Source organism: Flavobacterium sp. SORGH_AS_0622 (genome assembly GCF_030818825.1).
In the GTDB taxonomy this organism is placed as follows: domain Bacteria; phylum Bacteroidota; class Bacteroidia; order Flavobacteriales; family Flavobacteriaceae; genus Flavobacterium.
On the sequence record NZ_JAUTAX010000001.1, the window covers coordinates 752,536 to 765,012 of the forward strand.

Below are 12,477 nucleotides of genomic sequence, written 5' to 3' on the forward strand. Positions count from 1 at the left end.
ATTTTATAAAACTGATGACTAATAATAAAAAAACTCCAAATTCCATTTTTAATACTTTGGAATTTGGAGTTTAAATATTTAGAATTGATGTTTTTAAATAGAATTTAAAAATCCGCTGTTGTTTTTAAAAACTTCTTGGTTTACTTCATCAATGTAAGACAAAAGTTCTTCTTTTCCGATTGATTCTGTAGATGAGGTTACGAAATATTGCGGCATTTCAGCCCAGTTGTTGGCGTACATTTGTTTTTTGTAAGCAGCAATATGAGAGTCTACTTTTACTTTACTGATTTTATCAGCTTTAGTGAAAATAATACAAAACGGAATTTCGCTTTCTCCCATATAAGACATAAATTCAATGTCTATTTTTTGGGCTTCGTGGCGAATATCAATCAAAACAAAAGCACAAACAAGTTGTTCTCTGTTTTCAAAATAATCAGTAATAAACTGCTGAAAAACAGATTTAGTTTTTTTTGAAACTTTAGCATAACCATAACCTGGTAAATCGACTAAAAACCAATTATTGTTGATTTTAAAGTGATTTATTAATTGAGTTTTTCCTGGTCTTCCAGATGTTTTTGCTAAATTTTTATGGTTGGTAATCATGTTTATCAACGATGATTTACCTACGTTTGATCGGCCTATAAATGCGTATTCCGGCAGAAACTCAGCTGGGCATTTTGAAGCATCAGAATTACTGATAATAAATTCGGCGCTATTAATTTTCATGTATTTTGTTTTTTAAAACCTTCTTAAAATCGAAAGTCAGAGGCTATAATTTCTGCTCAGTGAGCCATTTCTCTAGAATTTCATTAAATTCATCAGGATGTTCCATCATAGCGGCGTGTCCACATTTGTCAATCCAATATAAAGTTGAATTTGGCAATAATTTATCAAATTCTTCTGCAACATTTGGCGGCGTTACAGAGTCATTTTTACCCCAAATAATGCAGGTTTCTACATCCATTTTTGGTAAATCTTTAGCCATATTATGACGAATTGCACTTTTAGCAATCGTTAAAGTTTTAATTAATTTGATGCGGTCATTAGCGGTTGCGTAAACTTCATCAATAAGTTCAGGAGTTGCAATTTTTGGGTCATAAAATACATCTTCAGCTTTCTTTCTGATGTATTCGTAATCACCTCTTCTAGGGTAACTGTCTCCCATTGCACTCTCGTAAAGACCAGAACTTCCAGTGATTACAAGTCCGGCAACTTTTTCGGGATAAAGCTTTGTGTGGTACAATGCGATATGTCCTCCTAAAGAATTTCCCAGAAGAATTACTTTGTCAAATCCTTTAAAAGTAATAAAATCTTTTACGTACTTGGCAAAACTTTTTACGTTAGTTTTTAAAATACTTTGAGTATATATTGGCAAATCCGGGATAACAACTTTATATCCTTTTGTTGGGAAATATTGTGCTACACCATCAAAGTTACTAAGACCTCCCATTAACCCATGCAGAATAACGATAGGTGTACCTTCTCCAGCTTCAAAATAGCTGTATTTGCCTTCTTTTTTGTAGTGTTTGTCCATCTAATCTAATGCCAATTTCAATTTCGACAAATATAGGGTTAAATAAATAAAAATGAATTTTTGCTGCCATTTTTTAACTAGATAATTTCGGTAGAATTTCTAATCCGTTAAAAACCAGTAATTAATGCATGTTTTGTTAAAATCTTAAAATGTTAATAAATCTGCATTATAATCAATTTTTTAAGAAAATTAGCGCATTATTTTTTCGAATGAATAACGTATTTATTAATCTGTTAATTAATAGTTAATGTATTGATTGTTTGTTAATTATAGAAAGTGGTAGCAATGTGGTTAAACTTATTAACAAAGTGGTATAAAGTGGTAAAATGTGGTAATATTTTTTATATTTTTGCTGTATAACATGTTAACTAGTTTTTTTTGAACACAATTGTTGGAACATATGAATGTAAAGTCGATGCTAAAGGGAGGCTAATGATGCCTGCACCTTTGAAAAAGCAATTGACGGCTTCTCTTCAAAGCGGGTTTGTTTTGAAGCGTTCTGTTTTTCAGCCGTGTTTAGAATTGTATCCAATGGAAGAATGGGATGCGATGATGAAAAAAATAAACAAGCTTAATCGCTTTGTAAAAAAGAATAACGATTTCATTAGAAGGTTTACTGCTGGTGTTAAAGTGGTTGAGGTTGATGCATTAGGAAGACTGCTTGTTCCAAAAGATTTGGTAACGTTTGCAAGTATTTCTAAAGATGTGGTTTTTTCATCTGCGGTTAATATAGTGGAGATTTGGGATAAAGATTTATACGAAAAATCAATAAGCGGCGAAGATATGGATTTTGCAGATTTAGCCGAAGAAGTAATGGGAAATATTAATGACGACGACAATGGAATATCATAATCCGGTTTTGCTTCATCCAACAGTAGATGGTTTAAATATTAAACCAGATGGTGTGTATGTAGATGTTACGTTTGGAGGCGGTGGTCATTCAAAAGAGATTTTAAAAAGATTAGGGCCAAACGGAAGGCTGTTTGCATTTGATCAAGACGAAGATGCACTTGCAAATGCATTGCCAGACGAAAGGTTTACCTTGATAAATGAGAATTTTAGGTTTTTAAAAAGATTTTTACGTTTTCACGGAGTAAAATCGGTAGACGGAATCTTGGCAGATTTAGGAGTTTCGTCACATCAGTTCGATGTTCCAGAAAGAGGTTTTTCAACCAGATTTGATGCCGAACTAGATATGCGGATGAGTCAAAAAAATGATTTGAATGCTTATCGAGTGGTTAATGAATATGAAGAACAGGATTTACGTCGTGTTTTTTTTGATTATGGGGAGTTGAAGAATGCACCAGTTTTAGCAAGAACAATTGTAGAGGCAAGAAGAGATTATCCGATCAAAACGACAGACGAATTAAAAGATGTTTTAAAGAAATATTTACCAGAAAAAGTTCGAAATAAAATATTGGCCCAGATTTATCAGGCCATTCGAATCGAGGTAAATCAGGAAATGGATGTTTTGAAAGAATTCATCGAGCAGTCATTGGAGGTTTTAAAGCCAGGAGGAAGATTTTCTGTAATCTCTTATCATTCTTTAGAAGATCGTCTGGTAAAAAGATTTATCAAAAACGGAATGTTTGAAGGAGAACCGGAAAGAGATTTTTTTGGAAATTTTTCAGTTCCATTTAAAACAATAGGAAAATTGATTGTTCCAGATAATGAGGAAATCAAAATCAATAATAGAGCAAGAAGTGCCAAATTAAGAGTTGCTGAAAAGATATAATATATATTAAGGTAGGAAAAAATGAAAAGCGGCGTGTTTAGCATATTAAAAGCAAGATTTCTGATACATGATGATGCGGTAAAAAATTGGCGTTTTATTGTTTTTATAATCCTGCTGGCCATTTTGATGATTGCAAATACACAGCGATACGAGCAAAAGGTTTTTGAAATTGCAAAATTAAGCAATGAAGTAAAAGAATTGAGATCTGAATTTGTAGATCGACGTTCAGAATTAATGAAATTAAAAATGGAGTCAACGATTTCTGATAAAATGAAGGAAAAACAAATCTTTCCTTCTACAGTTCCTCCAGTTAAAATAGAAGTTACAAAAGAAGAAGAAAAAAATTTCTTTAAAAGAATATGGCAGTAGAAGATAAACATATATCCTACAGAATTTACCTCGTAGCAGTTTTCATCTTTTTGATGGCAATTGCTATTGTAGTTAAGTTAACCAATATTCAATGGGTTGAAGGAGATTATTATAGAAAACTGGCTAAACAGCGTACAGTTAGAAATTTTGTAATTCCGGCAAACAAAGGAAATATTTATTCTGCTGATGGAAGTTTATTGGCAACCTCAATTCCGAACTATGAAATTCGTTTTGATGCAAAAGCGCCAAAAAAAGAAACTTTTGAGAAGTATGTAAAGCAATTAGCAGATTCTTTAGAAACTGTTTTAGGCAGACCATCAGGTTATTACGAAAAAGAATTAAGAAAAGCGCGCGAAAATAAAAACCGTTATTATTTGATTGCCCGAAATTTAAGTTATACCGAATATGTGAAAATTAAAGGTTTTCCATTATTTAATTTAGGCGCTTTTAAAGGTGGGATTATAGTTGAACAAGAAACCGTTAGAAAACATCCAATTGGAAAAATTGCAGAAAGAACAATTGGTTACGATCGGGTTGATCCTGCAACTGGTGTAGAAGTTGGAAAAGGAATTGAGTGGGCTTTTAAAAGTTATTTGAACGGGAAAGACGGTAAAATTCTAAAACAAAAAATTGCAAAAGGGCAGTGGAAACCAATTCGTGATTTGAATGAAGTAGATCCAATTGATGGTTATGATGTTATTTCGACTATAGACGTTTTTATTCAGGATATTGCGCATCATGCTTTGCTGAAACAATTGCAAGATTATGAAGCAGATCACGGCTGTGTTGTAGTTATGGAAACACAAACAGGCCATGTGAAAGCAATTTCAAATTTAGGAAGAGCAGAGGACGGATCGTATTACGAAACAACAAATTACGCAATTGCCGAATCTCATGAACCGGGATCAACTTTCAAGTTGGTTGATTTAATGGCAATTTTGGATGATAAAGTAGCTGATACAAGTACAGTTTATGACAGCCATAACGGTGTAGTTAAATATTATGGAAGATCGGTTCGTGACTCGCACAACGGAGGTTATGGAAAGGTTTCATTAGCACGTGGATTTGAACTTTCATCAAATACTGTAATGGTTCAAGCGGTTTATGAAAATTACAAAAATAACCCATCGAAGTTTGTAAATCATGTCAATAGTTATGGCTTAAATAAGACGCTGGGATTGCATTTTAAAGGAGAAGGAAGACCATATATACCACAGCCAGGAGACAAACATTGGTCAGGAGTTTCGCTTCCTTGGATGGCATTTGGATATGGAGTTTCAGTTACACCAATGCAGACTTTGGCATTATACAATTCAGTTGCAAATGATGGTGTGATGGTAAAACCGCAGTTTGTGTCTGAAATTAAAGAGTGGAATAAAACTATCAAGAAATTTGATGTTGAAGTTATAAATCCAAAAGTTTGTTCTCCAGAAACATTAAAGAAAGTGAAAGCAGTACTGCTTAATGTAGTGAAGAAAGGGACAGGTTCTAAATTGTATTCGAAAGATTTTTCGATGGCAGGAAAAACAGGAACAGCTCAAATGAATTATGGAGGAAAAGAAGGAAAATCAGCGTTGTATTATGCTTCTTCTTTTGTGGGTTATTTTCCAGCAGATCACCCGAAATATTCTTGTATTGTAGTGGTTCATAAGCCAAATACGGCTAAGAATAACTATTACGGAGCAGATGTTGCAGGGCCAGTCTTTAAAAGAATCGCTCAAAAGATTTTTACTGATGCGCCTTCAACAAATAAGATTAAAAAATTAGATACTAGAATTCCAAAACAGGATGCTAGTTATGATAAATATATCGCAGAAGCCAATAAAAAGGTTAATCAGATTCCAAATTTAAAAGGAATGCCGGGAATGGATGCAATTGCTTTACTGGAGAATTTAGGTTTAAAAGTAAAAGTAAATGGAATGGGGAAAGTAAAGAATCAATCGATTCAAGCGGGAACCAATATTAGCAAAAACACAACAATTGTATTAGAATTATCGTGAAAATATTAAAAGATATATTATATAAAGTAGCTATTGAATCTGTAAAAGGTTCGACACAAACTGCTATTCAGAAAATTGAATTTGATTCACGTAAAGTCGAAGCAAATGATGTTTTCGTGGCAATTCGTGGTTCACTTTCAGACGGACATGATTATATTGAAAAAGCAATCCAGTTAGGAGCAAAAGCAATCATTTGCGATACGCTTCCAGAAAATATTACCAAAGATGTTACGTACATTCAGGTAAAAGATACCAATACAGCTTTGGCTTTTATGGCCGCTAATTATTTTGAAGATCCATCTGCAAAATTAAAATTAGTTGGTGTAACTGGAACAAACGGAAAAACAACAATTGCATCATTATTATTTCAATTGTTTCAAAAAGCAGGTTTTAAAGTTGGTTTATTATCAACTGTAAAAATCATGGTTGATGAAAAAGAATATCCAGCAACGCATACAACGCCAGATTCGCTAACAATTAATCATTATTTAAATGAAATGGTCGAAGCTGGAGTTACACATTGTTTTATGGAAGTGAGTTCGCATGGAATTCATCAAAAACGTACTGAAGCATTGCATTTTGTGGGTGGAATATTTACGAATCTATCACACGATCATTTAGATTATCATCCAACTTTTGCAGAATACAGAGATGTTAAAAAGTCGTTTTTTGATTCACTTCCAAAATCAGCTTTCGTTTTATCTAACATAGATGATAAAAACGGAACTGTAATGCTGCAAAATACAGCTGCTAAAAAACTGACGTACGCCTTAAAATCTTATGCTGATTATAGAGCTCAAATTTTAGAAAGTCAATTATCAGGATTATTATTAAAAGTTAATGATAATGAGGTTTGGGTAAAGCTAATTGGAACTTTTAATGCATACAATGTTTTAGCTATTTATGGAACAGCTGTAGAGCTTGGAATTGATAGTCTTGAAGCGTTGCGCTTACTATCTGATTTAGAAAGTGTTTCGGGTCGTTTTCAGTATATTGTATCAGACGGAGGAATTACGGCTGTTATAGATTACGCACATACGCCAGACGCTTTAGAAAATGTTTTGAAGACGATAAATGATATTCGTACCAAAAACGAACAGTTAATCACTGTTGTGGGTTGTGGCGGAAACAGAGATAAAACAAAACGTCCTATTATGGCGAAAATTGCTTCAGATTTGAGTGATAAAGCTATTTTGACTTCTGATAATCCAAGAAATGAAGATCCCGAAGTTATTTTGGATGAAATGGAGCAGGGAGTTGAGCCACAGAACTATAAAAAAATGCTGCGAATTACAGATAGAAAACAAGCTATTAAAACCGCTTGTCAATTGGCTCAGCCAAAAGATATTATTTTGATTGCAGGTAAAGGACATGAAACGTATCAAGAAATAAATGGTGTTCGTCATCATTTTGATGACATGGAAACAGTAAAGGAAATTTTAGAACAATTGAACAAATAACAAAATCAAAATTCCAAATTCCAAAATCCAATGCAGCATTGGAATTGGTCTCGAAGTTTCGGGATAAAAATTGGAATTTTAATTCAAAATTGGAATTTAAAATAAAAGATATATGCTATACTATTTATTTGAATATTTTGACAAAACATTAGATTTACCTGGAACAGGAGTGTTTCAGTACATCACATTTAGATCGGCTTTGGCATTTATGCTTTCATTGCTTTTATCAACAATTTATGGTAAAAGGGTAATTAATTTTCTTCGACGCCAGCAAGTTGGAGAAACTGTTCGTGAACTAGGTCTTGCAGGTCAAAATGAAAAAGCTGGTACACCAACAATGGGCGGATTGATTATCATTTTTGCCACATTAGTTCCAGTTTTGTTGTTTGCAAGACTGCATAATATTTATATCGTATTACTTATTGTAACTACTTTATGGATGGGAACAATTGGTTTTGTAGACGATTATATCAAAATATTCAAAAAAGATAAACAAGGGCTTAAAGGTATTTTTAAAGTTATTGGACAAGTAGGTTTAGGGATTATCGTTGGAGCTGTTCTTTATTTTAACCCTGCTGTTACAGTAAGAACAGATACAGGACGTACGGATGTTTTTAAAACAAGCACTGCAAATACAACTGTTGTATTACCTGCACCTGTAGAAGAGAAATCAACAGCAACAACAATTCCATTTGTGAAAAACAATGAATTTGACTATGCTGAAATCTTGTCGTTTATGGGAGATGGATATGAAAAATGGGCTTGGTTAATATTTATTCCAGTTGTAATTTTTATCATCACAGCGGTTTCAAACGGAGCTAATTTAACAGATGGAATCGATGGACTCGCCGCAGGAACTTCGGCCATTTCTGTCCTCGCCCTCGGTATCTTCACGTTTGTTTCTGGAAATATTATTTTCTCGAATTATCTAAATATTATGTATATCCCCAATTCGGGAGAAATGACTGTCTTTATTTCGGCATTTGTTGGAGCGCTGATTGGTTTTCTTTGGTATAATTCATATCCCGCATCTGTCTTTATGGGTGATACAGGAAGTTTAACAATTGGAGGAATTATCGCTGTTTTGGCAATTGCAGTCCGTAAAGAAATATTGATTGTTTTGTTCTGTGGTATTTTCTTAGCAGAAAGCGCTTCAGTAATTATTCAGGTATCTTATTTTAAATATACAAAAAAGAGGTTTGGTGAAGGTCGCAGAATTTTCTTGATGTCGCCGCTTCATCATCATTATCAGAAAAAAGGATATCATGAAAGTAAAATCGTGACCCGTTTCTGGATTGTTGCAGTGATGTTAGCCATATTGTCAATTATTACTTTAAAATTAAGATAAATGAGGCTAGTAGTACTTGGGGGAGGAGAAAGTGGAGTTGGAACCGCAATCCTTGGGAAAAAACAAGGATACGATGTTTTCGTGTCAGATTTTGGAAAGATAAAAGAGAGTTACAAAGAAGTTCTTATCATTAATAAAATTGCTTGGGAAGAAGAACAGCATACAGAAGATTTGATTTTGAATGCCGATGTCGTAATGAAAAGCCCTGGAATTCCAGAGAAATCACCAATAGTAAAAAAGCTGGTTGCAGCAGGGATTAAGGTGATTTCTGAAATTGAATTTGCAGCACCTTTTACAGAAGCAATGACAATAGGAATTACTGGAAGTAACGGTAAGACAACAACAACAATGCTGACTTATCATTTGCTGAAATCGGCAGGATTAAATGTCGGTTTAGGCGGTAACATCGGAAAGAGTTTTGCCTGGCAGGTAGCCGAAAATAAATTTGATGCATACGTTCTTGAATTAAGCAGTTTTCAGTTAGACGGAATAATAGATTATAGACCAGATATTGCCATAATAACCAATATTAGTCCAGACCATTTAGATCGATACGAATATAAATATCAAAATTATATTAGTTCGAAGTTCCGAATAACGATGAATCAAAACGAAAGTGACTATCTCATTTACGATGCAGATGATGAGGCAAGCACAGAATGGTTAAAGAGTAACAAAACAAAAGCAAAATTAATTCCTTTTTCATTAACGAAAACATTCGATGAAGGGGCTTCTATAAATAACAACAAAATGGAAATAAAGATCAACCAAGAAGAGTTTACAATGGAAACAGAATACATTGCGTTAGAAGGAAAACATAATATGAAAAATGCAATGGCAGCAAGCTCTGTGGCGAAATTGATGCAGATTAGAAATGCAACTATTCGTGAAAGTTTATCTAATTTTCAAGGTGTTGAGCACCGTTTAGAAAAAGTATTAAAAATACAAAACGTTCAATATATCAATGACTCAAAAGCGACCAATGTAAATGCTACATTCTTTGCTTTAGATAGTATGAATGTTCCAACCGTGTGGATTGTGGGTGGTGTTGACAAAGGAAATGATTATAATGAATTAATGTCATTAGTACGTGAAAAAGTAAAAGCGATTATTTGTTTAGGAGTAGACAACCGTAAAATTATAGATGCTTTTGGAAACGTTGTTGATATTATGGTTGAAGTGAACAATATGAACGATGCAGTAAAAACGGCTCAAAGATTAACAGAAAAAGGCGATGCAGTTTTGTTGTCTCCAGCCTGCGCAAGTTTCGATTTATTCGAAAACTACGAAGACAGAGGAAAACAATTTAAGCAAGCGGTACACAACTTGTAGAATAAAAGTTTCAAGTTTCAAGTTTCATGTTATGAGGAACTTGAAACCTGAGACAAAAGAAACCTGAAACTAAAAACAATGAAGCAATTAGTAAACAAACTAAAAGGAGATAGGGTAATATGGTCATTTGTGGCTTTATTGGCGTTATTTTCGTTTATGCCTGTTTTTAGTGCGAGTAGTAATCTGGCTTATATTGGTCATGGAACCGGTAATACATTGGGTTATTTGGTAAAACATTTGGCTCACGTTTGTATAGGTTTTCTAATTATATACTGGGTTCACAAAGTGCCGTATCATTATTTTAGAGCGATTTCTAAAATAGCGCTTCCAGTAGTTTGGATTCTATTATTGTACACATTATTAAAAGGAACCGTAATTGCGGGCGCAAATGCAAGTCGATGGATCCAAGTTCCGTTTATCGGAATTACGTTTCAGACTTCGACTTTAGCGGCAAGTGTGTTGTTTATTTATGTTGCGCGTTATTTGTCAAAAAAGAAAGAAGAAAATGAGCCGTTTCAAACCTCATTTATTCAACTTTGGATTCCGGTATTTATCACTTTGGCACTTATATTACCAGCCAACTTTTCGACCACAGCGTTGATTTTTTCGATGGTTATGATGCTAACGTTCATTGGTAAATATCCATTAAAATATATAGGATTTATTATAGGTTCAGGAATTGCAATGCTGGCATTTTTCCTTTTGGTAGCCAAAGCTTTTCCAGACTCTAGGTTTTTCAGCAGGGTTTCAACGTGGGAAAGTCGTATTATGAACTTTACAACCGATAAACCCGATGAAGATGATTATCAGATAGAAAAAGCAAAAATTGCGATTGCTTCAGGTAGATTAGGCGGATTAGGACCTGGAAAAAGTGTTCAAAAGAACTTTCTTCCACAATCATCTTCCGATTTTATTTACGCAATTGTAGTTGAAGAATATGGCTTAGTTGGAGGAGTTTCGATATTACTTCTGTATTTATTGCTGTTGTTCAGATTTGTGATTGCCTCTCATAAAGCAAACACCTTATTTGGAAAATTAGTCGTCGTCGGTCTCGGATTTCCGATGATATTCCAAGCGATGATTAATATGGCGGTAGCGGTTGAACTGCTACCCGTAACTGGACAGACACTGCCATTGATAAGTAGTGGAGGAAGTTCGATCTGGATGACTTGTTTCTCGCTGGGAATAATAATCAGTGTTACGAAAAAAGAGGAAGAAATTGCCGAAGAAAAAAAGGAAAAAGAAAAAAGAAAAGAAGCGTTACAGCGATTGATTGATAAAGAATTGGCAGAAGAAGATGTAGTTCCTCAAGAAATATATGAAGAAGAACAAATGTATTCTATAGAAGATAATTCAAGGAATCCGATGAATGCAGTTTTAAACAAATAAAATAAAAAAAATAGTTTTTAAAACGTTGTAATTTTTTAAATGATGACAAAGTATAAATTCATACTTAGCGGAGGAGGAACAGGAGGACATATTTATCCTGCGATTGCGATTGCAAATGAATTAAAATTACAATTTCCTGATGCAGAATTTCTTTTTGTTGGTGCCAGAGATAAAATGGAAATGCAGAAAGTGCCTCAGGCAGGTTACGAAATAAAAGGTCTTTGGATAGCTGGTTTACAACGAAAATTGACTTTACAAAATATGATGTTTCCTCTTAAACTAGCAAGCAGTTTATTGGAATCAAGAAGAATTATTAAAAAATTCAAACCAAATGTAGTAATAGGAACGGGTGGTTTTGCCAGCGGACCTTTACTTCAAGCGGCTGGTTCGGCAGGAATTCCGACAGTGGTTCAAGAGCAGAATTCATTTCCGGGAATCACTAATAAATTATTGAGTAAAAAAGCGAATAAAATTTGTGTAGCCTATCAAAATTTGGAACGTTTTTTTCCGAAAGAAAAAATTGTTTTAACTGGGAATCCAGTACGTCAGGATTTAATTGATATCGACAGTAAACGTGATGAAGCAATTTCGTTTTATGGTTTAGATACAAATAAAAAAACTTTGTTGGTTTTAGGAGGTAGTTTAGGAGCGAGAAGAATCAATCAGTTAATTGAAAAAGAATTGCAAGATTTTCTTTCGCAGGATGTTCAGGTAATCTGGCAATGTGGAAAACTATATTTTGAAGATTATAAAAAATACAATCAGCCCAATGTAAAAGTGGTTGATTTTATTGAAAGAATGGATTTTGTATATGCAGCATCAGATGTAATAATTTCACGAGCAGGAGCTTCGTCAGTATCAGAATTATGTATTGTTGGAAAACCTGTAATTTTTATTCCATCTCCAAATGTAGCTGAGGATCACCAGACTAAAAATGCGCAGGCAATTGTAGATGCAAAAGGTGCAATTTTATTGAAAGAATCTGAATTGGAAAGCCAGTTTAGCATTGTTTTTGAAGCGCTGCTGAAAGATCAGGGAAAACAGAAACAATTAAGTGATAATATCAAAAAATTAGCAATGCCAAATGCTACGAAAGTAATTGTAGAAGAAATAAAAAAGTTGTTATAATATAAATTTTGGCGAAAATTATACAACATCAAGAGAAAAGAAGAACGCTATTTTAGGGGACTTTCGATTCTTATAAGTATAAAAACATAATGGCTTAGTTTTTAGTTTTTTAGGAAAAACCAAGATGAAAGCTTAACACAATTATAAAGCATAAAGTTTATGGTTTAGCGCCTGAAACTTAA

11 protein-coding genes are annotated in these 12,477 nt (G+C 33.7%); 9 read left to right on the plus strand and 2 right to left on the minus strand.

What is annotated here, in order from left to right; translation table 11 throughout:
• Window positions 1-93 precede the first annotated feature (93 nt).
• Complete coding sequence (gene yihA, locus QE431_RS03290; protein ID WP_057117197.1) at window positions 94-726, minus strand: ribosome biogenesis GTP-binding protein YihA/YsxC; 633 nt, start codon at window positions 724-726, stop codon at window positions 94-96.
• A 43-nt stretch (window positions 727-769) separates the two neighbouring features.
• Window positions 770-1,534, minus strand: a complete 765-nt coding sequence (locus QE431_RS03295) for an alpha/beta fold hydrolase (protein WP_057117196.1) — start codon at window positions 1,532-1,534, stop codon at window positions 770-772.
• Between the two features lie 378 nt (window positions 1,535-1,912).
• On the opposite strand from QE431_RS03295, the gene mraZ reads away from it, so the two are divergent.
• The 9 genes from mraZ to murG all read left to right on the plus strand — a co-directional run bounded on the left by mraZ (window position 1,913) and on the right by murG (window position 12,295).
• The gene (gene mraZ, locus QE431_RS03300; protein ID WP_134139448.1) at window positions 1,913-2,386 is read left to right on the plus strand and encodes a division/cell wall cluster transcriptional repressor MraZ; all 474 of its coding nucleotides are present in this window, start codon (window positions 1,913-1,915) and stop codon (window positions 2,384-2,386) included.
• Window positions 2,361-3,269 (plus strand): 16S rRNA (cytosine(1402)-N(4))-methyltransferase RsmH, encoded by a 909-nt coding sequence (gene rsmH, locus QE431_RS03305; protein ID WP_198530118.1) that lies wholly within the window; start codon window positions 2,361-2,363, stop codon window positions 3,267-3,269. The genes mraZ and rsmH overlap by 26 nt, the downstream gene beginning before the upstream one ends.
• Before the next feature lie 21 nt (window positions 3,270-3,290).
• Complete coding sequence (locus QE431_RS03310; RefSeq protein ID WP_134139452.1) at window positions 3,291-3,638, plus strand: FtsL-like putative cell division protein; 348 nt, start codon at window positions 3,291-3,293, stop codon at window positions 3,636-3,638.
• Window positions 3,629-5,638: a penicillin-binding protein gene (locus QE431_RS03315; protein WP_307292542.1), complete on the plus strand. Its 2,010-nt coding sequence runs from the start codon at window positions 3,629-3,631 to the stop codon at window positions 5,636-5,638. The genes QE431_RS03310 and QE431_RS03315 overlap by 10 nt, the downstream gene beginning before the upstream one ends.
• Window positions 5,635-7,098 carry a UDP-N-acetylmuramoyl-L-alanyl-D-glutamate--2,6-diaminopimelate ligase gene (locus QE431_RS03320; protein ID WP_307292544.1) on the plus strand — a complete coding sequence of 488 codons (1,464 nt, stop codon included), beginning with the start codon at window positions 5,635-5,637 and terminating at the stop codon, window positions 7,096-7,098. Before QE431_RS03315 ends, QE431_RS03320 begins: the two co-directional genes overlap by 4 nt.
• Before the next feature lie 112 nt (window positions 7,099-7,210).
• Window positions 7,211-8,446, plus strand: a complete 1,236-nt coding sequence (mraY, locus tag QE431_RS03325) for a phospho-N-acetylmuramoyl-pentapeptide-transferase (protein WP_057117191.1) — start codon at window positions 7,211-7,213, stop codon at window positions 8,444-8,446.
• Window positions 8,447-9,778, plus strand: coding sequence for a UDP-N-acetylmuramoyl-L-alanine--D-glutamate ligase (murD, locus tag QE431_RS03330; RefSeq protein ID WP_307292545.1), 1,332 nt, complete (start codon window positions 8,447-8,449; stop codon window positions 9,776-9,778).
• A gap of 78 nt (window positions 9,779-9,856) precedes the next feature.
• Complete coding sequence (locus tag QE431_RS03335; protein WP_057117188.1) at window positions 9,857-11,167, plus strand: FtsW/RodA/SpoVE family cell cycle protein; 1,311 nt, start codon at window positions 9,857-9,859, stop codon at window positions 11,165-11,167.
• A gap of 42 nt (window positions 11,168-11,209) precedes the next feature.
• Window positions 11,210-12,295, plus strand: coding sequence for an undecaprenyldiphospho-muramoylpentapeptide beta-N-acetylglucosaminyltransferase (murG, locus tag QE431_RS03340; protein ID WP_307292548.1), 1,086 nt, complete (start codon window positions 11,210-11,212; stop codon window positions 12,293-12,295).
• Window positions 12,296-12,477: the final 182 nt, after the last annotated feature.

Excerpts from the sequence above, each read along its gene's own strand:
- murD (WP_307292545.1), top strand. The coding sequence starts at position 8,447 with ATGAGGCTAGTAGTACTTGGGGGAGGAGAAAGTGGAGTTGGAACCGCA.
- murG (WP_307292548.1), top strand. The coding sequence starts at position 11,210 with ATGACAAAGTATAAATTCATACTTAGCGGAGGAGGAACAGGAGGACAT.
- QE431_RS03335 (WP_057117188.1), top strand. The coding sequence starts at position 9,857 with ATGAAGCAATTAGTAAACAAACTAAAAGGAGATAGGGTAATATGGTCA.
- QE431_RS03315 (WP_307292542.1), top strand. The coding sequence starts at position 3,629 with ATGGCAGTAGAAGATAAACATATATCCTACAGAATTTACCTCGTAGCA.
- mraY (WP_057117191.1), top strand. The coding sequence starts at position 7,211 with ATGCTATACTATTTATTTGAATATTTTGACAAAACATTAGATTTACCT.
- yihA (WP_057117197.1), bottom strand. The coding sequence starts at position 726 with ATGAAAATTAATAGCGCCGAATTTATTATCAGTAATTCTGATGCTTCA.
- QE431_RS03310 (WP_134139452.1), top strand. The coding sequence starts at position 3,291 with ATGAAAAGCGGCGTGTTTAGCATATTAAAAGCAAGATTTCTGATACAT.
- QE431_RS03295 (WP_057117196.1), bottom strand. The coding sequence starts at position 1,534 with ATGGACAAACACTACAAAAAAGAAGGCAAATACAGCTATTTTGAAGCT.
- rsmH (WP_198530118.1), top strand. The coding sequence starts at position 2,361 with ATGACGACGACAATGGAATATCATAATCCGGTTTTGCTTCATCCAACA.